At 66.3% G+C, this 20,260-nt stretch carries 16 protein-coding genes; 9 read left to right on the top strand and 7 right to left on the bottom strand.

The window, feature by feature from the left end:
* Positions 1 to 131: 131 nt before the first annotated feature.
* The 6 genes from EGH21_RS08680 to EGH21_RS08655 all read left to right on the top strand — a co-directional run bounded on the left by EGH21_RS08680 (position 132) and on the right by EGH21_RS08655 (position 4,624).
* Positions 132 to 302, top strand: a complete 171-nt coding sequence (locus EGH21_RS08680) for a hypothetical protein (protein ID WP_220618082.1) — start codon at positions 132 to 134, stop codon at positions 300 to 302.
* Between the two features lie 76 nt (positions 303 to 378).
* On the top strand, positions 379 to 1,095 hold the full coding sequence (gene psmB, locus EGH21_RS08675; protein ID WP_220618081.1) for an archaeal proteasome endopeptidase complex subunit beta: 717 nt from the start codon (positions 379 to 381) through the stop codon (positions 1,093 to 1,095).
* Between the two features lie 67 nt (positions 1,096 to 1,162).
* Complete coding sequence (locus EGH21_RS08670; protein WP_220618080.1) at positions 1,163 to 2,524, top strand: phosphohexomutase domain-containing protein; 1,362 nt, start codon at positions 1,163 to 1,165, stop codon at positions 2,522 to 2,524.
* A gap of 45 nt (positions 2,525 to 2,569) precedes the next feature.
* Entirely contained in the window at positions 2,570 to 2,956 is a 387-nt protein-coding gene (cdd, locus tag EGH21_RS08665) for a cytidine deaminase (protein WP_220618079.1), read from the top strand.
* A complete protein-coding gene (locus EGH21_RS08660; RefSeq protein ID WP_220618078.1) occupies positions 2,953 to 3,777 on the top strand; it encodes a nucleoside phosphorylase in 825 nt (274 codons plus the stop codon). The genes cdd and EGH21_RS08660 overlap by 4 nt, the downstream gene beginning before the upstream one ends.
* A 64-nt stretch (positions 3,778 to 3,841) precedes the next feature.
* Entirely contained in the window at positions 3,842 to 4,624 is a 783-nt protein-coding gene (locus EGH21_RS08655; protein ID WP_220618077.1) for a class I SAM-dependent methyltransferase, read from the top strand.
* A 236-nt stretch (positions 4,625 to 4,860) separates the two neighbouring features.
* Here EGH21_RS08655 and EGH21_RS08650 read toward each other — a convergent pair whose 3' ends face one another.
* The 3 genes from EGH21_RS08650 to EGH21_RS08640 all read right to left on the bottom strand — a co-directional run bounded on the left by EGH21_RS08650 (position 4,861) and on the right by EGH21_RS08640 (position 8,568).
* Positions 4,861 to 6,024, bottom strand: coding sequence for an NAD(P)/FAD-dependent oxidoreductase (locus EGH21_RS08650; RefSeq protein WP_220618076.1), 1,164 nt, complete (start codon positions 6,022 to 6,024; stop codon positions 4,861 to 4,863).
* A gap of 167 nt (positions 6,025 to 6,191) precedes the next feature.
* Positions 6,192 to 6,725, bottom strand: a complete 534-nt coding sequence (locus tag EGH21_RS08645) for an HTH domain-containing protein (protein ID WP_166969675.1) — start codon at positions 6,723 to 6,725, stop codon at positions 6,192 to 6,194.
* A gap of 313 nt (positions 6,726 to 7,038) precedes the next feature.
* Positions 7,039 to 8,568, bottom strand: coding sequence for a receiver/sensor box histidine kinase (locus EGH21_RS08640; RefSeq protein WP_220618075.1), 1,530 nt, complete (start codon positions 8,566 to 8,568; stop codon positions 7,039 to 7,041).
* 75 nt (positions 8,569 to 8,643) lie between these two features.
* On the opposite strand from EGH21_RS08640, the gene rocF reads away from it, so the two are divergent.
* Positions 8,644 to 9,558, top strand: a complete 915-nt coding sequence (rocF, locus tag EGH21_RS08635; RefSeq protein WP_220618074.1) for an arginase — start codon at positions 8,644 to 8,646, stop codon at positions 9,556 to 9,558.
* On the opposite strand, the gene EGH21_RS08630 is transcribed toward rocF, so the two are convergent.
* The 3 genes from EGH21_RS08630 to gyrB form a co-directional block, all read right to left on the bottom strand.
* Positions 9,555 to 10,343, bottom strand: a complete 789-nt coding sequence (locus tag EGH21_RS08630) for a glycerophosphodiester phosphodiesterase (protein WP_220618073.1) — start codon at positions 10,341 to 10,343, stop codon at positions 9,555 to 9,557. The two genes, rocF and EGH21_RS08630, sit on opposite strands and share 4 nt — an antisense overlap.
* A 110-nt stretch (positions 10,344 to 10,453) precedes the next feature.
* Positions 10,454 to 12,907, bottom strand: a complete 2,454-nt coding sequence (gene gyrA, locus EGH21_RS08625) for a DNA gyrase subunit A (protein WP_220618072.1) — start codon at positions 12,905 to 12,907, stop codon at positions 10,454 to 10,456.
* Positions 12,904 to 14,832 carry a DNA topoisomerase (ATP-hydrolyzing) subunit B gene (gene gyrB / locus EGH21_RS08620; RefSeq protein ID WP_220618071.1) on the bottom strand — a complete coding sequence of 643 codons (1,929 nt, stop codon included), beginning with the start codon at positions 14,830 to 14,832 and terminating at the stop codon, positions 12,904 to 12,906. The genes gyrA and gyrB overlap by 4 nt, the downstream gene beginning before the upstream one ends.
* A gap of 180 nt (positions 14,833 to 15,012) precedes the next feature.
* On the opposite strand from gyrB, the gene EGH21_RS08615 reads away from it, so the two are divergent.
* Both EGH21_RS08615 and EGH21_RS08610 read left to right on the top strand, forming a co-directional pair.
* Entirely contained in the window at positions 15,013 to 17,403 is a 2,391-nt protein-coding gene (locus EGH21_RS08615; protein ID WP_220618070.1) for a DNA topoisomerase VI subunit B, read from the top strand.
* A 1-nt stretch (position 17,404) separates the two neighbouring features.
* A complete protein-coding gene (locus EGH21_RS08610; RefSeq protein ID WP_220618069.1) occupies positions 17,405 to 18,508 on the top strand; it encodes a DNA topoisomerase IV subunit A in 1,104 nt (367 codons plus the stop codon).
* Between the two features lie 215 nt (positions 18,509 to 18,723).
* On the opposite strand, the gene EGH21_RS08605 is transcribed toward EGH21_RS08610, so the two are convergent.
* Complete coding sequence (locus EGH21_RS08605; protein WP_328765600.1) at positions 18,724 to 20,118, bottom strand: alkaline phosphatase family protein; 1,395 nt, start codon at positions 20,116 to 20,118, stop codon at positions 18,724 to 18,726.
* Between the last annotated feature and the right edge of the window lie 142 nt (positions 20,119 to 20,260).

The following is a 20,260-nucleotide window of genomic DNA, read 5'->3' as shown; positions in this document are numbered from 1 at the left end:
GTTGCGTCTCGTACAAGTCCGGTTTAATCGCTGTACGGCGGCCCATCAGTCTGTCACGAACGATACGACGAACACGTGAGCCGGTCCGAAGAATTATATATGGGCTACTCCCTGCACTCTGCCGAGGGACGATGGAAGCCCGACTGTACACCGCAACGCTGCTCGCACTGTATCAACTCGCGCTGATAGCCGGCATCCTGCTGCTGCCGGTGGCGATGGTCACCGAACGGTTCGGCCTCAGCCTCCCCATCAACCGGGCCGTGGAGGGACTCGGAGACGCCTACGAACGGGCGAGCGCGTAAGCGGCGTCGGCGGTGGAGGCGGTCAGCCTCACCACAAGAAGAGGTTTTATCAGCGGCGGAGTGGTACCGGGCGGTAATGAGAGACACGACTCCCGACTTCTCACGCCCCCCGACCGCAGACGAGTTCCAGACCGACCCCTACGAACCCGAGGTCGGGTCCCTGCCCCAGCAGTCCGGGCAGGACGAGGAGAAGGTCAACAAGACCGGGACGACCACTATCGGTATCTCGACGACCGAAGGCGTCGTCATCGCGACGGACATGCGCGCCTCGCTCGGCGGCCGGTTCGTCTCGAACAAGAACGTCCAGAAGGTCGAACAGATTCACCCGAACGCCGCGCTCACGCTGGTCGGCAGCGTCGGCGGCGCCCAGTCGTTCATCCGGTCGCTCCGTGCCGAGGTCGACCTCTACGAGGCCCGACGTGGCGAGGACATGAGCATGCAGGCGCTCTCGACGCTCGCCGGCAACTTCGCTCGCGGCGGCCCGTTCTTCGCTATCAACCCCATCCTCGGCGGCGTCGACGACGACGGCCACCACGTCTACTCTATCGACCCCGCCGGCGGCGTCATGAAAGACGACTACACCGTCACTGGCTCGGGACTCACCGTCGCCTACGGGACGCTGGAGGACCGCTACGAGGACGACATGACCAACGAGAAAGCGCGCGAAGTCGCCGCCGCCTCCATCAAGGCCGCCGCCGAGCGTGACACTGGCTCCGGGAACGGCATCTACCTCGCGGACGTGACCAGCGAGGGCGTCGACATCCAGGGGTACGACTTCGACGAACTGCTGTAGGGTCGCTCTACCCGACGCGACGGGACAGAGCGGGAGAACTATACACGGACCGGACGCAGAGACGGGTATGGAACTGTTCGGGACCGCCGGAATCCGAGGGGACGTCGTCGAGCGAGTGACGCCCGAACTCGCCCTCGCCGTGGGCCGAGCGGCGGGCCGAGACGGCGACGAGTTCGCGCTCGGTCACGACGGACGGGTGAGTTCGCCGGCGCTGGCCGACGCGCTCGCCGCCGGTCTGGAGAGTGCTGGTACGGACGTGGTCCGCATCGGAGCAGTCCCGACGCCGGCGCTGGCATACGCATCGCGGAACCGACGGGGCGCGATGGTGACCGCGAGTCACAACCCGCCGGCCGACAACGGCATCAAACTGTTCGACGACGGCGAGGAGTACGACGGTGAGGCGGAGGCGACCGTCGAGCGGCGAGTCGAGGCGGACGCGGCCGCCACCCAGTGGGGCGAGTGGGGACGGTCGGCAGGGGCCGACGTACTGCCGGAGTATCGGGCCGCCGTCGCCGAGTACGCCCGCGGGTTCGGGGCAGACCCCGACGACCTGACCGTCGCGGTGGACTGTGGTAACGGGATGGCCGGCGTCGCGACGCCACAGGTACTCCGTGCCCTCGGGGCCGGCGTCGTCGCCACCGAGGCCAACGTCGACGGCTACTTCCCGAGTCGGGAGAGCAAACCGACGCCGGAGTCGCTCGCGAAGTTCCGGTCGTTCGTCGCCGCGTCGGACGCCGCGTTCGGGTTCGGGCACGACGGCGACGCGGACCGCATCGTCGTCGTCGACGGCGACGGCGAGGTGATCCACGAGGACACCGTACTCGCGATGCTGGCCGAGCACTACACGCGCGCCGCGGACGCCGGCGACCCCGTCGTGGTCACCACGCCGAACGCGTCGGGTCGCATCGACGAACGCGTCACAGCGGCGGGCGGCCGCGTCGAACGAGTCCACCTCGGCGCGCTCCACGAGGGTATCGCCCGCGAGCGGGCGGCCGGCGGCGACGAGACGGCGATAGTGTTCGCCGCGGAACCGTGGAAGCACGTCCACACGGCGTTCAGTGGGTGGATAGACGGCGTCGCGAGCGCGGCCGTCCTCACGCGCCTGTTCGCCGCCGAGAGCCTCGCGGAGCGCCGAGCGGTCGTCACCGAACGCCCGTACCGGAAGGTCAGCGTCGAGTGTCCCGACGACCGCAAGGCCGATGCGATGGCGACGGTCGGCGAGACGCTCCCCGAGGCCTTCCCGGCCGCCGAGGTGTCGACGGAGTACGGCGTGCGCCTCTCGTTCCCCGACGACTCGTGGACGCTCGTCCGTCCGAGCGGCACCGAGCCGTACGTGCGGGTGTACGCCGAGAGCGACGACGTCGACGCACTCGTCGAGGAGGTGCGGGCCGTCGTCGCGTCCGCTATCGATTCCGCCGGCGACGAGTGACGCCGTCGTCGGTGCCTATTTGCCGCGGCCGCCCGATCCGTCGGTATGGACGACCTGATGGACGCAGCACGGGAGGCCGTAGAAGCCTCCTACGCCCCGTACTCGGAGTACCGCGTCGGCGCCGCCATCGAGACGGCGGACGGCACCGTCTACACCGGGTGCAACATCGAGAACGCGAACTACAGCAACAGCCTCCACGCCGAGGAGGTGGCTATCGGGTCGGCGGTCAGGGACGGCCACCGCGAGTTCGTCCGTCTCGCCGTCTCCTCTGACAAGCGCGACGGTGTGACCCCCTGCGGGATGTGCCGACAGACGCTGGCGGAGTTCTGTGACGACGACTTCCCCATCTACACCGACGGCGAAGACGCCGCGGAGTACACCCTCGGCGAACTGCTCCCGACGACCATCACGCCCGGCCACCTCGACAGATGACGGGCGACAGCGAGGACCCGAACGACGAGGAACAGTACCACCTCGCCGTCGGGCCCGACGACGTGGCCGACAGCGTCCTCCTGCCCGGGAACCCCGAACGGGTCGAGAAGGTGGTCGCCGACTGGGACGACTACGAGGTGACCGGCCAGCACCGCGAGTACCGGACCGCGACCGGAACGCACGACGGGACGCCCATCTCCGTGACATCGACCGGTATCGGGTCGCCGTCGGCGGCCATCGCCGTCGAGGAACTGGCCCGTGTCGGCGTCGACACCCTGCTACGAGTGGGGTCCTGCGGGAGCATCCAACCGGAGGCAAGCGTCGGGGATTTGGTCATCACGACCGGTGCGGTCCGGCAGGAGGGGACGAGCAAGGAGTACGTCCGCGAGGACTACCCGGCGACCGCCGACCACCGCGTCGTCTCGGCGCTCGTCGCCGCCGCCGAGGAACTGGGCTACGACTACCACCTCGGCGTCACCTGCTCGACCGATAGCTTCTACGCCGGGCAGTCACGCCCCGGGTTCGACGGGTTCGAGGCCCGCGACAGCGACGCCAAAATCGACGAACTCCGACAGGCCGGCGTCGTCAACTTCGAGATGGAGGCGGCGAGCATCCTCACGCTCGCCAGCATCTACGGCCTCCGGGCCGGCGCGGTCTGTACCGTCTACGCCAACCGCGAGACGGGCGAGTTCCGGACCGAAGGCGAGCGCAAGGCGACGAAGTGCGCCAGCCTCGCCGTCACCTACCTCCAACGGATGGACGAGGCCGTCGAAGAGGCGGACGCCGACGGGTGGCACGCCGGGCTCTCCATCGAGCGATAGCCTCGCTGTCACGCGTTCGCAAACCACCAGAAAACTCATCTTTCGGCCTGCTGGAACGACCCGTATGGGGGATGCGAATCGGGAGAACCGGAGACTGTGGGACGCGTGGAGCGACGACCATCAGGCGCTGTGGAACGCGGCGACTGCCGAGGGTGGGCTTCCACCGGTGTACTCGCCGTTGCCCGACCCCGAGTCGATGGCGGACTGGCAGGCCGACCGGTTGCCGGCCCGCGAAGACACGGCGTTCGTCGAACTGGGCTGTGGCGGCGGGCAGGGAACGGTCGGTGCCGCTCGCGACGGCGTCGAGAGGGCCGTCGGTGTCGACTTCTCTATCGAGCAACTCCGCCACGCGGTTCGCCTCCGAAACCTGTACGGCGTCGACGCCCGGTTCGTCACGGGCGACGTGACGGACGTGCCACTCGCCGACGACGCGTTCGACGTGGCGTACTCTGGGTTCGTCTACTTCATGGTCGAGGACATCGCGGCGGCACTCGGGGAGGCCCACCGCCTGCTCCGGGATGGGGGCGTACTCACCTTCGACGTACCCCACCCCTTCCACGAACTGTTCGACCCGGAGACGCTGGCCCTCGAACGGAGTTACCACGCCACCGGGCCTCGCCGCGACAAGCACGACGAGGTATTACACGAGGACATCGTCGTCTTCGACCGAACTGTGGGTGACCTCCACGCGGCACTAGTCGACGCGGGATTCACCGTGAAGGAAGTGTACGAAGTCCCGCAGAGCGACGACCCGGACGACTACGACGAGGACCCCGGCGGCAGTTCGTCGCCGGAGCTACGAGCGAAGGTGCCGCGCACGCTCGGGTTCTGGGCCGTCGCGGACTGAGTGGCCCGGCGGTGGCCGAGAGCGGCCTCCGTGCCGCGACGACGGGGGAGGGCAGGCCCCGAGCAGATAGCGAGCAGAATACGGGGCGGCCAGCATCCGGCGGCTACGCCGCCGGTTCAGACGTGGCGCGCGGACTACCGTGCCGAAGGCGCGACAGGAGCACGCCGCGATTTTCCCCACGTTTTTGCACGACTGAGGGCGCCGCAGGCGCCCGAGGGAGTTGCAAAAAGTGGTCGCTACATGTCCGGCCACGCCTTCGCGGCGCGACCGATGCCGGTGACGTCGGCTATCCAGCGGGCGGCGATGCCCTTCTTCAACACCTTCGCCGGGAGGCCGCCGAACGTGTCGATGGGCATGCCCATCACGTCGTGGGCGACGGCCTCCTCGCCGACGGAGATGACCGTCCCCTTGTCCTTGTGGGTCCAGGTCTTCAGGGGCTGGCCGCGGACCGAGCGGGCGAGGTTCTCGCCGGCGACTTCGGCGGCCTGCCACGCGGCCTGTGCCGTCGGCGGGGCCGGCTGTTCGCCGGGCTGGTCGATGAGGGCGCAGTCGCCGATGGCGAACACGCGCTCGTTCTCGGTCTGGAAGTCGCCCTCGGAGTGGATGCGGTGGTTGCGCTCGTCTTTCTCCAGGTCGACGTCGCGCACGCAGTCGCGGCCGGTGATTCCGCCGGTCCAGATGAGGGTGTCGTAGTCGAGTTCCTCGTCGTCGCCGATGTACACCGTCTCCTCGTCGACTTCGCCGATGAAGTCGCCGGTGAGGATGTTCACGTCGGCCGCTTCCAGCCGCTTGCGCAGGGCACCCTGCAGTTCGGGGTCGTTGCCCGGGAATATCTCGTCGAGACCTTCGACGAGGTGGATGTCGATGGGTGCGCGGTGGTTGTCACGGAACTCGGCGATTTCGCCGGCCGTCTGGATGCCCGAGAGGCCGGCACCGCCGACGATGACCTGTGCCGGGTCGCTCTGGGAGGCTTCGCGGGCCGCCGTCTGAATCGCGTCGTGGATGCCCAGCGCATCGTCGAGGCTCTTCAGCGTGTGGGCGTACTCTCTGAGGCCGTCGATGCCGAAGAAGGCCGTCTGGGAACCGAGTCCGACGAGGAGGTAATCGTACTCGACGTCGTCGCCGGATTCGAGTTCGACGAGTCGGTCCTCGGTGTCGATGTCGACGACCGTATCCTGGACGAAGTTCGTCGTCGGCTGTTTTATCTCGTGGACGGGGATGGCGACCTTATCCTGGACAGATGGGTCCCGGATGCACCGGTGGGACTCGTGGAGGACGAGGTGGTAGTCCGTGTCGGAGATCCACGTGACGTCGGCTTCACCGTTCAGTTCGTCTTCGAGGCTCTTGATGGCGCCTGCACCGGCATACCCCGCACCGAGTACGACGACCTTGTCGCTCATACTGGCGACTCCGGGAGCGGGTGATACAAAGGCTACGAAATCGCCGTCAGAGAACGCTCCACCTCAGTAATTAATCGTCGACGACATAGCTGTGGGGTGGGACCGCTACCGGACGTTCGAGCGCCGCGAACGGACAGAGGAGACAGAGAGAAGAACCGACGACCGAATCAGTGTTCGGGCTCGCCGGCGGGGGCGCGCATGTCGTCGATAGCGAGGATGAGTTTGTTGTTCGTGTCGTCTTTCCCCTCGAGCGTCCCGATAATCTGGAGCTTCGAGAGCGGCGTCGGCCCGACGGTGACCGAGTCGCCTTCGTGGAACTCCGAGAGCGACCCCTGAAGCTGAATCTCGGCGCGGCACTCCTCGGGGTGGTGGACGCTCGTGAGATCGATCTCCTCGACGTTCGCGTGTTCGACGAGATCGCCGTTGTGTCGGAGGGGTACTTCGGCGGCCTGATCCATGTCCTGAATCTGGAGCGCGTCGTAGGCCGTCGCGGTCGGCTTGTAGCCGCCCTTCGGGCCGGGGACGCCCTCGACCAGTTGCAGGGCCTTCAGGCTCTGCATCTGGTTGCGGATGGTGCCGGGGTTGCGGTCGACCTTCTCTGCGATATCTTCGCCTTTCACTGCACTCTCGCTCTCCCTGTACAGGTTCACGAGTTCCTGCAGAATATTTTTCTGACTGGGTGTCAGCTCGATTGAAGACATAGTATGTCGTTCGGTACAGCCGTTCTTAAAAGCGACGGTGCTCCACGTCGTTCGGGGCTCTCGTCACCGAGTTTTGCGTTCCGACTGGAAAGAATAAAACGACACCCGCCTACTGGTTGGTCGGCCTGCCACACCTACGAGCGGACAGCGGTTCCGGTGACCGCTGGCGTCAGGTTGTGGGGTCGTATCGGGCCGGAGTAGTGGCGGCGGACGGCGACGTCGTTGCACTAGACGACGGTTGTGGGGAACAGCGGAGACGCCGCTGGAGGCGGGCGTCGAAAGCGTCTGTGATCAGTACGAGTAGGCTCCCGACCTACGCCTCCGGGCGCTCGATGCCCGAGAACTCGAGCCTGGCGCCGCCGTTCGCTCCGTTCGTCGCCGAGATGTCCCAGCCGTGTGCCGCCGCGATCTCCTGGACGATGGAGAGGCCGAACCCCGTCCCGTCGGCGGACGTGGTGTACCCGGCGTCGAACAGGTCGTCGACGTCCGCGTCGGGAAATCCGGAGCCGTCGTCCTCGACGTAGAAGCCGGGGCCGGTGTCGAGCGGGCCGACCCGAATCGTGACCGACGGCCCGCCGTGTTCGATGGCGTTTCTGAAGACGTTCGCCAGCATCTGTCTGAGGCGACTCTCGTCGCCGAGTATCGTCCCGAGGCTGCCGGCGCGTTCGACCGTCGCGTCGGGGGCGTCGACCGACGACCACGTCACGTCGACGACGTCGTCCAGATCCACGGGTGACGGCGTCACGACCTGCGTCCCCTGTCTGGCGAGGGCCAACACGTCTTCGACGAGTTCGTCGATTCGTTCGAGCGCGCTCTCGACGCCGTCGAGGTTCTCGACCAACTCCTCGTCGTCCTCGGCATCCCGAGCGAGTTCGAGTCGCAACATCGCCAACTGCAGTGGGTTGCGCAGGTCGTGACTCACCATGTCGGCGAAGCGATTCAACCGCTCGTTCTGCCGTTTGACCTGTTCCTGGCGTTCCTTTCGTTCGGAGATGTCACGCGTGACGCCGATGAGGCCGACGACGTCACCGTTCGGGTCGCGCCACGGCACCTTCGAGGTGAGGTTCCACTGGTCGAGCATCGGGAGGTACTCGACCTTGTCGAGGACCGACGTGTCCGCCTCCATGACGTGCATGTCCTCGAGATAGGCTCGCCGGGCGTGGCGGTTGGCTACGAGACCGATTTCGGGGTCGGTCTTCCCCAGAAACTCGTCCAGTTCGTCTTCGAAGTAGCCGGCACTCACGTACCGGTGACGACCCTGTTCGTCTTTGACGAAGAGGTGGACCGGAATCGATTCGAAGATTGTGTCGAACAACCTGCTCTTGTGGAGGAGTTCGGCGAGGTGGGCGCGGTCGATGCCGTCTCGAAGCAACCGGTCGACCGTCTCGTCGTCGACGTTCGGGACGAACGCCCCCGCTGGGTCGGCGGTCGTGTGTTCGTCGCCGATGTCGTCGTCGATGCGCTCGTCCGCTATCGCGGTCGCCAGCGTGTCGAACGCCGCCGGACCCTCGTGGACGACGAACTCGTCGACGGCGGTACCGACCGCGCGCGAGGCTGCCGACTCGCTGTCCGGACTCACGAACAGAATCACGGGGAGACAGGGGTGGGTCTCACAGATCCGTTCTGCGGCCTCGATACCGTCGAACTGTTCGGCGCGATGCGCGACGACCAGACAGTCGATGTCGGGCCACGCCAACCGATCGAGCGCGTCCTCTACCGACGTGGCGGCGTAGACAGTCACGTCCGCCCGGGACTCGAGTTCCCGTGTGACGGTCGTAACGCGTGACTCGACGGTGTCGAGGTAGAGGACGTGATCAGCGGCGGCGCTCTCGTCGTGCCCCATCGATGACGATGCTTACCGTGGCGGCAACTTAACTGGTGCCCCCGTCCTTTATCCGCTGGACCGACAACCGTCGATATGGACAGGACAGTTCGCGTGCTCGGTGTTCCGATGGACCTCGGCGCAGACCGCCGGGGCGTCGACATGGGGCCCTCGGCGATACGATACGGCGGGCTCGCAGACCAGTTGGAGGCCCTCGGGATGGCCTGCGTCGACGGCGGCGACCTCGCGGTGCCCCGGCCGGAGGAGCGGGACCCCGACGCCGACCAACCGAGCGGGGGGCGGGCGAAGTTCCGTCGGGAGACGGGCGAAGTGTGTCAGGACGTCAGGACCGCGGTTCGGGCCACCATCGACGACGGTGAGTTTCCGCTGGTCCTCGGGGGTGACCACTCCATCGCCATCGGGACCGTCGCCGGCGCCGCCGACCCCGACGAGTCGCTGGGCATCGTCTGGTTCGACGCGCACGGCGACTTCAACACCCCGCAGACGACGCCCAGCGGGAACATCCACGGGATGTCGCTGGCCGCTATCCTCGGCAAGGGGTCGTTCGCCGACGAGGCGTGGGCACACACCCCCGCAGTCAGCGAGGAGAACGTCGTGTTGGTCGGGCTACGGGACGTCGACGACCGGGAACGCGACCTCCTCAACGAGAGCGACGTGACGGCCTACACGATGTCGGACATCGACGCCCGGAGCGTCCCCTCGGTGGTGGAGGAAGCGCTGGACATCGCCACCGACGGTACCGACGCCATCCACGTCTCGCTGGACCTCGACTGGCTTGACCCGACGGAGGCGCCCGGCGTCGGGACGCCGGTCCGTGGCGGCGTCTCCTACCGGGAAGCCCACGTCGCGATGGAGTACGTCGCCGAACGGCGCGAGGCGATTCGCTCGATGGAACTGGTCGAGGTGAACCCCATTCTCGACGACCACAACCGGACGGCGGAACTCGCCTGCGAACTGGCCGCGAGCGCCTTCGGAAAGGTCGTCCTCTAGGGACGGACGTAGCTGTCGAGACCGGCGTAGTCCGCGATGATGCCGCCGGCGCCGCTGTCGACCGCTCGTCGAGCGTCTTGCCAGTCCTCGACGGTCCAGACGTTTCGGGACGCATCGAGGTCGGCGGCGACGCCCGCCAGTCGGTCGCCGCTCGCACCGTCGACGGCCGAGAGCGGGAGGTTGACCGCGTCGACGTCGTACCGTCGAGCGACCGCGCATCCAGCAGTGACGCTATCCGGGGCGACGAGGACGGCGACGGGCGCGTCGGGTGCCCGTGTTCGCAGTGCGGAGATAGCCCCCTCGTAGAACGACGAGTAGACGACGTCGGCCCCGAACTGGTCGACGACGCCGACGACGGACTCGACGAACGGCGCCCACCGCTCGGTCGCTCGTTCTCTCGCGTCGGCGTCGAGCGCTGTCGCCGGCCGAGTGGCGTCGCTCCCGGGGTTCTTCAACTCCACGTTGACGGTGACGTGCGCTGGAACAGCGCTCAACACGGCCTCCAGCGTCGGGACTCGCTCGTCCGTCCCGAGAACTCGTGCTCCGGTCACGGTCGCCGTCGACTGTCTCCAGACGACGCCGGTGCCGTCGGTGATACCGCGACTCTCCCCCCGACCGTCGAGTCGTCTGTCGTGGAACACCACCACGTCGCCGTCGGCGGTGGCCTGTACGTCTATCTCGACGGCGTCGGCGCCGTCGGCCGCGGCCGCCTGTACGGCGGCGACGGTGTTCTCGGGGTACTGACCCGCGAACCCGCGGTGCGCGACGACGGTGGGCGTCGTCACGGTTGTCCCCCCGGATTCCGGGTCGACCGGTGTCTCATAGGCCTCGTTCGCGGGCGCTCGCCGTCAGTGTGGGGGTCGAAACCGTGCGAAAGAGGCCGTCCGCTCGCGAGTTACGTCTCGTCGGTCGCCGCCGGCACGACGGTCACACTCGCGACCCGGTCGTCTCCCTCCACGTCCATGATGGTGACACCCTTCGTGTTCCGGCCGACCTGCGAGACGTCGCCGGCGCGGATACGCATGATCTGGCCGTCCTCGGACATGATGACGAGGTGGTCGTCGTCGCGGACCGCCTTGGCAGTCGACACCGGGCCGTTGCGGTCGTCGGTCTTGATGTCGATGAGGCCCTGTCCGTAGCGGGACTGCGGGCGGTACTCCGAGAGCGCGGTGCGTTTCCCGTAGCCGTTCTTCGTGACGGTCAGGAGCGACCGGTCGTCGTCGTCGGTGGTCGCGACCATCGCGGCGACCCGGTCGTCGTCCTGCAGTTTGATACCGTGGACGCCGCGGGCCGAGCGCCCCATCTCGCTGACCTCGTCCTCGTCGAAGCGGATGGTCATCCCCTGTTCGGTGGCGATGACGAGGTCACCGGTGCCGTCGGTGACGTCGACGTCGACGAGTTCGTCGCCGTCTTCCAGTTTGGCCGCCCGGATACCCGTCGAGAGGATGTTCTGGAAGTTGTCACAGCCGGTCCGCTTGACGTACCCCTGCCGGGTGACCATCGTGATGCACTCGTCGGCCTCGAACTCGTCGGTGGAGACGACGGCGGTTATCTCCTCGCCGTCGTCCAGCGAGAGGAGGTTGATGGCCGACTTCCCGCGGGCGGTGCGGGACATCTCCGGCACCTCGTAGGTCTTCAGCCGGTAGACCTGCCCCTGGTTGGTGAAACAGAGCAGGTAGTCGTGGCTGTTGGCCCGGAACACCTTCGAGACGCGGTCACCCTCTTTGGGGTCGGCGCCGATGATACCCTTCCCGCCTCGGTTCTGCGGGTCGAACTGCTCGACGGGCATCCGTTTGATGTAGTCGTCCTCGGTGACGACGACGATACAGTCTTCCTCGGGGATGAGGTCCTCGTGGGTGACCTGCCCCTCGTCCTCGATGATGCTGGTCCGCCGGTCGTCGTCGTACTCGTCTGTGACCTCGCGGAGTTCGTCCTTGATGACGCCGTCGAGTTTCGCCTGACTGTCGAGGACGGCTTCGAGGTACTCGATGGTGTCCTGCACTTCGGCGTACTCCGCTTCGATTTCCGCCGACTCCATCGAGGTGAGCGAGCCGAGTTGCATCCGGACGATGTGGGCGGCCTGCTCCTCCGAGAAGTCGAACGACGTCTGCAAGCCAGCGCGGGCGGCGTCACGGTCCTCGCTGTTGCGGATGAGGTCGACCACGTCTTCGACGTTCTCTAGAGCCTTCAGTCGGCCTTCGAGGATGTGTGCGCGGTCCTCGGCCTCGGCGAGGTCGTGTTCGGAGCGGCGGCGGACGACCTCGCGGCGGTGTTCGACGTAGTACTCGAGGGCCTCCTTCAGCGAGAGGACCTTCGGTTGGCCGTCGACCAGCGAGAGGTTGATGACGCCGAAGGTGGATTCGAGGTGGTGGTCGAGTAGCCGGTTCTCGACCACGTCGACGTTCGCGCCGCGTTTGAGTTCGACCACGATGCGGACGCCGTTGCGGTCGGACTCGTCGCGCAGGTCCGAGATGCCCTCTATCTTCCCCTCGTTGACGTCGTCGGCGATGCGTTCGACGACGCGGGCCTTGTTCTCCTGATACGGGAGTTCGCTGATGACGATGCGGCCCTCCTCGCGGTCGACCTCGTACTCGGCCCGCACGCGCAGGCGACCGCGACCGGTCGTGTACGCCGAGTAGATGGCGTCGCGGCCGACGATGTTGCCACCGGTCGGGAAGTCCGGTCCCTTGACGTGTTCCATCAGGTCCTCGACGGTGCAGTCCGGGTTGTCGATGAGGTGTATCGTGGCGTCGACGAGTTCGCCGAGGTTGTGCGGCGGGATGTTGGTCGACATCCCGACGGCGATGCCCGACGACCCGTTGAGCAGGAGGCTCGGCACCTTCGACGGGAGGACGTCCGGTTCCTGCAGTCGGTCGTCGTAGTTGCTGGAGAAGTCGACGGTGTCCTTCTCGATGTCCTCGAGGAGTTCCTCCGCGATGGGGGCCATCCGGGCCTCCGTGTACCGCATCGCCGCGGGTGGGTCGCCGTCCATCGACCCGAAGTTCCCCTGCCCGTCGACGAGCGGGTACCGCATCGAGAAGTCCTGTGCCATCCGGACGAGCGTGTCGTAGATGGCGCTGTCGCCGTGTGGGTGGTAGTCACCCATCGTCTCGCCGACGATGGAGGAGGACTTCCGGTGGCTAGAGCCGGAGGAGACGCCCATCTCGTGCATCGCGTAGAGGATGCGGCGATGGACCGGTTTCAGACCGTCGCGGACGTCCGGGAGCGCCCGACCCGCGATGACCGACATCGCGTAGTCGATGTAGGACTGCTCCATCTCGTCCTCGATGCGGACGTGTTTGATCTGCTCTGCAGGCGCGTTGGTGTCGTCGGATACGTCCGAACTCATATGTCGACCCACTCCGCTTCAGGCGAGTGCTCCTTGATGAACTCCTTCCGTGGCTCGACGGCGTCGCCCATCAGGATGTTGAACATCCGGTCGGCGGCCGCCGCGTCCTCGATGGTAATCTGCTTCAGGATACGGTTCCCCGGGTCCATCGTCGTCTCCCACAGCTGTTCGGGGTTCATCTCCCCGAGGCCCTTGAACCGCTGGACCTGCGTCGGGTTGCCGTCGCACTTCTCTTCGACGATACGGTCCCGTTCCTCCTCGGTCATCGCGTCGTACGTCTCACCCCGGTAGCGGATGCGGTACAGCGGGGGCTGGGAGGCGTAGACGTAGCCCGCTTCGATGAGGGGCTTCATGTGCCGGTAGAGGAGCGTCAGCAAGAGGGTGCGGATGTGCGCACCGTCGACGTCGGCGTCCGTCATCATGATTATCTTCTCGTAGCGGAGGTCCTCGATGTCGAACTCGTCGCCGATGCCCGTCCCGAGCGCGGTGATGAGGTTTCGAATCTCGTCGTTCTCCAGAATCCGGTCCAGTCGGTGTTTCTCGACGTTCAGAATCTTCCCCTTGATAGGGAGGATGGCCTGAAACTCGGGGTTCCGGCCCTGTTTCGCGCTGCCGCCGGCGGAGTCGCCCTCCACGACGAACAGTTCGGCTTTCTCCGGGTCACGGGTCTGACAGTCGGCGAGTTTGCCGGGGAGCGCCGTCGAGTCCAGCGCGGACTTCCGGCGCGTGAGTTCCTCGGCCTTCTTCGCGGCCTTGCGGGCCTTCGCCGCCTCGACGGCCTTGCCGATGATGGCCTCGGCGGTGTCGGGGTTCTCCTCGAAGAAGGTCGCGAGGCCGTCGTGCATGGCCGACTCGACGATGCCCCGGACCTCGCTGTTGCCGAGTTTCGTCTTCGTCTGGCCCTCGAACTGCGGGTCGGGGTGCTTGACGGAGATGACTGCCGTCAGTCCCTCCCGGATGTCGTCGCCTTTCAGCGTGTCGTCTAAGTCCTTCAGCAGGTTGTTGTCGGTCGCGTAGTCGTTGACGACGCGCGTCAGCGACGTCTTGAACCCGGTGAGGTGGCTCCCGCCCTCGCGCGTGTTGATGTTGTTCGCGAAGGCGTGAATCGACCCCTGCAGGTCTGCGGTCCCCTGCATGGCGATTTCGACCTGCACGACGCCGTCGGCTATCTCCTCCTCGTCCTCGAAGTAGACGACGTCGTCGTGGAGGGGGTCTTTCGTCTCGTTGAGGAACTCGACGAACTCCTTGATACCGCCCTCGTACTCGAACGTCTCCGTCTTGCCGTCGCGTTCGTCGGCGATGGTGATGGCGACGCCGGAGTTGAGGAAGGCGAGTTCGCGCAGTCGGGATTCGAGCGTCGAGTAGGCGAACTCGCCCGTCTCGAAGATTTCGTCGTCGGGCCAGAACCGAACCGTGGTGCCCGTCTCCTCGTCGGGTTCGAGGTCGCGAATCCGCTCGAGTTCGTACTCGGGTTCGCCGTGGTCGAAGCGCTGTCGCCACAGCGCCCCGTCGCGCTTGACGTCGACCTCCAGCCACTTCGAGAGGGCGTTGACCACGCTCACACCGACGCCGTGGAGGCCGCCGGAGACCTGATAGGACTTGTTGTCGAACTTCCCGCCGGCGTGGAGGATGGTCATGACGACTTCGACGGCGGGGCGGCCGTGTTCCTCGTGTTCGTCGACGGGGATACCGCGCCCGTCGTCGCTGACGGAGACGGAGCCGTCGTCGTGTATCGTCACTTCGATGTTGTCACAGTAGCCCGCGAGGGCCTCGTCGATGGCGTTGTCGACGACTTCGTAGACGAGATGGTGGAGACCACGGGCGTCCGTGGACCCGATGTACATCGCAGGCCGTTTCCGCACGGCCTCCAGCCCTTCTAAGGTCTGGATAGACTTTGCGCCGTACTCATCAGACTCTCCTGACATAGGAATTGATTCTCCCTAGCAGTGCACCCTTCATAAAACTCCCGCACGCGCGTGTGCGCGCCGGCCAAAAGCTATTTAATCGGGGCCTACCGCCCCGCCCGTCGCCGCGTCGGTGCCCCGTTCACTTTCACTGTGGTGGCGATTACCTTTTAACCCCGACGGCGGTACCTATCGCACGACATGACCTCGTATCAGTCGCGACTCGGGGAAGGCGAGGGCATCGCCGAGGAGTTGGCCGAATCACAGCGGGCCATCTCCATCGCCGAGTTCTTCGAGAAGAACAAGCACATGCTGGGGTTCGACTCGGAGGCCCGAGCGCTCGTCACCGCCGTCAAGGAGGCGGTGGACAACGCGCTCGACGCCTGCGAGGAGGCCGGCATCAAGCCCGACATCTACGTCGAGATACAGGAGGCCGGTGACTACTACAGACTGGTCGTCGAGGACAACGGCCCCGGCATCACGAAAGAGCAGTTGCCGAAAATCTTCGGGAAACTCCTCTACGGGTCACGGTTCCACGCGCGCGAGCAGAACCGCGGCCAGCAGGGTATCGGTATCTCCGCCGCCGTTCTCTACTCTCAGCTCACCTCCGGCAAGCCCGCGAAGATTACCTCTCGACCGAAGGGTCAGGCCGACGCCCAGTACTTCGAACTCATCGTCGACACCGACACCAACGAACCCGAGATCAGCGTCGACGAGTCTACCTCTTGGGAGCGGCCCCACGGGACCCGAATCGAACTGGAGATGGAGGCCAACATGCGCGCACGCAACAGCCTCCACGACTACATACAGGACACGGCCGTCGTCAACCCCCACGCCCGCATCGAGTTCGACGAACCCGGTCTCGACGAACCGCTGAAGTTCGAACGTGTCGAGGGCGCACAACTCCCCGACGAGACGGAGGAGATTCGCCCACACCCCCACGGCGTCGAACTCGGGACGCTCCTGAAGATGCTCGAAGCCACCGACTCGTACTCTATCTCCGGATTCGTCCAGGGGGAGTTCACGCGCGTCGGCGGGAAGACGGCCGACAGCATCGTCGCGAACTTCAACGACCGGCACTTCGGCCGCGGGATGGCGTGGAAACCGCCCCAGACCCACGAGGACGCGGATATCGAGACGGCCGTCGAGGACGCCGTCGCCAACAAGGACGCTACCGCGACGGCCGAGTTCGCCGCCGCCGTGAGCGACGCCGTCCACGACCGGGACCGGGTCGCCCACCACGAAATCGAGGCCATCGTCGCCGACGCCGCCGAGACGGTCGAAGCCGACCACGACACGACGTTCGGGTCGACGGTCCGGGAGAACGCCGTGGAGGCCGCGTGGCACTGCGTCACCGCCGAGCGGTCCAGCGACCTCTACGAACTGGTCGACGCGGCGACGACGGTCCGGAAGGACGACGCGGCCGTCGAGGGCCTCGCGAGCAGACTGGCCGAGAAGTTCGACGGCGACGGCCCCCACCGACTGACACGGGACGAGTTCCGGAAGTACGTCGACCGAGCGGCCGACATGACCGAAGAGCACGACGACGCCACCTTCGGCGAGACGGCCCGCGAGAACGTCGTCGACGAACTGTGGGGCGCGGCCGTCCCGGTTCCGGACGACCCGCCCAACGTCTCGGCGGTGGCCGACGACCGGGACACCGCCAGCCGACTGCTGGACGCGATGCGGGAGACGGACATCATCGCCCCGCCGACGGACTGTCTGGCACCCATCGGCGCCGAACTCGTCGAGGAAGGCCTGCGGAAAGAGTTCGAGGCGGACTTCTATGCTGCCTCGACGCGGGACGCCTCGGTCCACGGCGGCGACCCGTTCATCGTCGAGGCCGGCATCGCCTACGGCGGTGACCTGCCCGCCGAAGGGAGCGTCGACGTGATGCGCTTTGCGAACCGCGTCCCCCTTGTCTACCAGCGGGGTGCCTGTGCCACGACGGACGTAGTCAAGAACATCAACTGGCGTAACTACAACCTCGACCAACCGGGCGGGTCCGGTATCCCGAACGGCCCGGCGGTCATCATGGTCCACGTCGCCTCGACGAACGTCCCCTTCACGAGCGAGTCCAAAGACGCCATCGCGAACGTCCCCGAGATGGAAGACGAGATAGAACTCGCCATCCGGGAGGCCGCCCGCGAACTCAAGAGCTACCTCAACAAGCGCCGGTCGCTCCAGCAGCGCCGAGAGAAACAGGACAAACTCGCGACCATCCTGCCGGAGATGGCCGAGAAGTTGACCGAGGTCACCGGGAGCGACGAGTTACACATCGACGACTCGCTGGCCCGCATCATGAACAACGTCCTCGTCGAGCGAGAGGTCGAGGACGGGACCGTCCGTCTCGTGGTCGAGAACAACGACGACACGAACGCCGACGTCGACCTGACCGACATCGTCACCGCCGAACCGCAGGACACCAACGGCGCGACGGTCGTCGAGATGGACGGCGAGTGGTTCGTGAAGTGGTCGCCGACCGTGGCGGCCGACGAGCGGGCGGTACTGGAGTACAGCGTGGCAGACGACGCCGAGTTCACCGTCTCCGTCGACGGTGTCGAGGACGAGAAACTGACGGTGGACGCCTAACATGAGTTCAGAGAGTACCACACCAGACAGCGAGGAGGCCCGCGAGAAACTCATCGACCTCGCGGCCGAGTTCTACGACCAGTTCGCCGACGGGGACGTCCCGACGATGACGATTCCCACCCGGACGAAGTCCAACATCGAGTACGACGAGGACAAGGACGTCTGGGTGTACGGCGACCGCACCTCCACGCGGTCGGCCAAGACCGTCTCCGGGGCCGAGAAGCTCCTGAAGGCGACCTACACCATCGACTTCCTCGCCCAGCAACTCGAAGAGGACCGCTCGTCGACCCTGCGTGAACTGTACTACCTCTCGGAGTCGTGGGACCTCGAAGCGGCGCAGTTCAACAGTCAGGACGAGTCAAACGACCTCGTCGAGGACCTGGAGATCGTCTCGGAAGTCACCCGCGAGGACTTCCACATGCGCCCAGAGGAGTCCGGGGCGACCATCATGGGGCCCCTGAAACTCCGCGAGCAGACCCGCCGGGGCGAACGCGAGATCCACTGTCAGAAAGACGTCGGCGAGGGCGGCTACCAGATTCCGAACAACCCCGACACCATCGAGTTCTTAGAGAACGACGCCGACTTCGTCCTCTGCGTGGAGACCGGTGGCATGCGCGACCGACTGGTCGAGAACGGCTTCGACGAGGAGTACAACGTCATCGTCGTCCACCTCAAGGGCCAGCCCGCACGGGCGACCCGGCGCATCACCAAGCGACTCCACGACGAACTCGACCTGCCGGTCGTGGTGTTCACCGACGGTGACCCGTGGTCGTACCGCATCTACGGTTCCGTCGCGTACGGTTCTATCAAGTCGGCCCACCTCTCGGAGTATCTGGCGACGCCGGCGGCGCAGTTCGTCGGCATCCGGCCGGCCGACATCGTGGAGTACGACCTGCCGACGGACCCCCTGTCCGACTCGGACGTCAACGCGCTGGAGTCCGAACTGGAGGACCCGCGCTTCCAGACGGACTTCTGGAGAGAGCAGATAGAACTCCAGCTCGACATCGGGAAGAAGGCCGAACAGCAGGCGCTCGCCTCGCGGGGCCTCGACTTCGTCACCGACACCTACCTGCCCGAACGGTTGACGGAGATGGGCGTCCTCTGAGGGCACCGACGTTCTCTCGACATCCGAAGGGCTATCTTTTGATGCGAGTACGGCGAGCTGATGAGTGGCGACGGTGACGGCGGGTGAGCTGGTACGCCTCACCGACGTGACGACCGGAGACCGGGTGCCCATCCGGTGTGCGGCCGAGACTGAGAGCGAAGTGCTGCTCGATACGCGGGTCCGAGCGAGTGTCGACAGCCTCCGCCACGGAAGCGTCAGTCGGTTTTGGAGCCGTCCCGCTCGTCGTCGAACACCGACCGTCCGGTCAGATGGCTCGGCAAGTGGGCTCGTACGTCGACTAGGTCCGCGAGGGACGGGGCGACGGCGCGCGCGTCCACCGGGTCTCCGACCGACGGCGTCGGCGTGGCGGGACCACCGAGTGCGAAGATGCCCATCGTCTCCGGGTCGACGCGCCCGTGGGACCCGCCGACGAGCGAGGGGTCCATCGAGACCATCCCCTCGTCGCCGAGGAACAATTCACAGGGGTCGAACCCCGGCTTGTCGTGGATGTCGACGTCGGTCGCGTACGGAGGGGTTCGGCCGTCTCGCTCCCACCAGTAGTACTGGAACCACGCCGATTCGTCCGCGACGAGGACGAAGTCGCCGGCGTCGGGGTGGTCGATTCCCAAGGCGCGTTTCTCCGCGTCTCCGAGGACGGTATCGACGCCGTCGAGTCCCGCGAGTTCGTCTCTGACCGCGCCCCGTACCCGCCGGTCGGCGTACACGTGGCCGACCTGATGGTCCACGACGGCGAACGCGTCCGAGTCCGGGAGGTCGACGTCTCCGTCCGCGCCGACGGTCAGATAGCCCTCACGGGCCAGTACTCTGTTCGGGAACACAGGGCTGTCGACGTCGTGGAAACCGTACTCGCTCAGGACTGCGACCGCCGTCTCGCCCCATCTATCGGTCGCTCGGAGGTGTGTGAGGAACGACCCGACCATCTCGTCCACCGTTTCGACGGCAACAGTCACCTCGTCGGAAGACGGCCCGTAACGCTGGGCGTCGTAGTCGAGATGTGGGAGGTACACCCAGAGCAAGTCCGGGTCGTACCGGTCGACGGCCTCGGTGGCGGCCGTCAGAATCCACTCGCTACTCTCCGCGTTCGCCCCGGGTCCCCAGTAGCGATGCAGGGGGAAGTGACCGTGTTCCGCTTCGAGGGCGTCGTAGAAGCCGTCGGGATTCGTCCAGCAGTTCATCTCTAGCATGTCGTTGTTCTCGTCCTCGATAGGCGAGGGCGTCACCGCGACGTCGGCGTTCGTGCCGACGAGATGCTGGAAGAACAGGACGCCGGTCGTCGCGCCGGCGTCGCTGGCCGACTCCCAGAGCCGAGTCCGGTCACCCCGCTCTCGACCCCAGAACGTCACCGTGTCGCTCTCGCGGTCGTAGTGGCCGTTCGCCACGTCGCCGTGGTCGGCGGGGGACTGTCCAGTCGCGAGCGTCGTCTGACTCGTGACGGTGACGGCCGGGAACGGCGGACGGAGCCGAGCAGTCGAGGGTGCCTCCGGGCCGCCGACGAGACGGCTGATGTTCGGTGCAGCGTCGAGGTGGGACGGCTGGAGGCCAACCACGTCCAGTACGATAACCCGACCGGCCGGCGTCGAGACGGTCACGGTCGCCCCCGCAGAGAGAGTGACCCCTCGACTGTCGAACTGTTCGGCGCCGACGGAGTGCGGAGACGAACGTGAGTCGGTTCGGTCGATTCGACGGGACGGTGGCCGGAGACGGGCCTGGCGACGGGTTCGTACATACTGT

It is taken from the genome of Haloarcula rubra (genome assembly GCF_019599465.1).
GTDB lineage: Archaea > Halobacteriota > Halobacteria > Halobacteriales > Haloarculaceae > Haloarcula > Haloarcula rubra.
The sequence above is the reverse complement of the archived record's forward strand: the minus strand, read 5'-3'. Positions and strand labels throughout refer to the sequence as shown.

Coding starts and splice junctions, on each gene's coding strand:
- EGH21_RS08670 (WP_220618080.1), top strand. CDS start 1,163: ATGGAACTGTTCGGGACCGCCGGAATCCGAGGGGACGTCGTCGAGCGA.
- EGH21_RS08655 (WP_220618077.1), top strand. CDS start 3,842: ATGGGGGATGCGAATCGGGAGAACCGGAGACTGTGGGACGCGTGGAGC.
- EGH21_RS08610 (WP_220618069.1), top strand. CDS start 17,405: ATGAGTTCAGAGAGTACCACACCAGACAGCGAGGAGGCCCGCGAGAAA.
- EGH21_RS08615 (WP_220618070.1), top strand. CDS start 15,013: ATGACCTCGTATCAGTCGCGACTCGGGGAAGGCGAGGGCATCGCCGAG.
- EGH21_RS08680 (WP_220618082.1), top strand. CDS start 132: ATGGAAGCCCGACTGTACACCGCAACGCTGCTCGCACTGTATCAACTC.
- psmB (WP_220618081.1), top strand. CDS start 379: ATGAGAGACACGACTCCCGACTTCTCACGCCCCCCGACCGCAGACGAG.
- rocF (WP_220618074.1), top strand. CDS start 8,644: ATGGACAGGACAGTTCGCGTGCTCGGTGTTCCGATGGACCTCGGCGCA.
- gyrA (WP_220618072.1), bottom strand. CDS start 12,907: ATGAGTTCGGACGTATCCGACGACACCAACGCGCCTGCAGAGCAGATC.
- cdd (WP_220618079.1), top strand. CDS start 2,570: ATGGACGACCTGATGGACGCAGCACGGGAGGCCGTAGAAGCCTCCTAC.
- gyrB (WP_220618071.1), bottom strand. CDS start 14,832: ATGTCAGGAGAGTCTGATGAGTACGGCGCAAAGTCTATCCAGACCTTA.
- EGH21_RS08660 (WP_220618078.1), top strand. CDS start 2,953: ATGACGGGCGACAGCGAGGACCCGAACGACGAGGAACAGTACCACCTC.
- EGH21_RS08645 (WP_166969675.1), bottom strand. CDS start 6,725: ATGTCTTCAATCGAGCTGACACCCAGTCAGAAAAATATTCTGCAGGAA.
- EGH21_RS08640 (WP_220618075.1), bottom strand. CDS start 8,568: ATGGGGCACGACGAGAGCGCCGCCGCTGATCACGTCCTCTACCTCGAC.
- EGH21_RS08650 (WP_220618076.1), bottom strand. CDS start 6,024: ATGAGCGACAAGGTCGTCGTACTCGGTGCGGGGTATGCCGGTGCAGGC.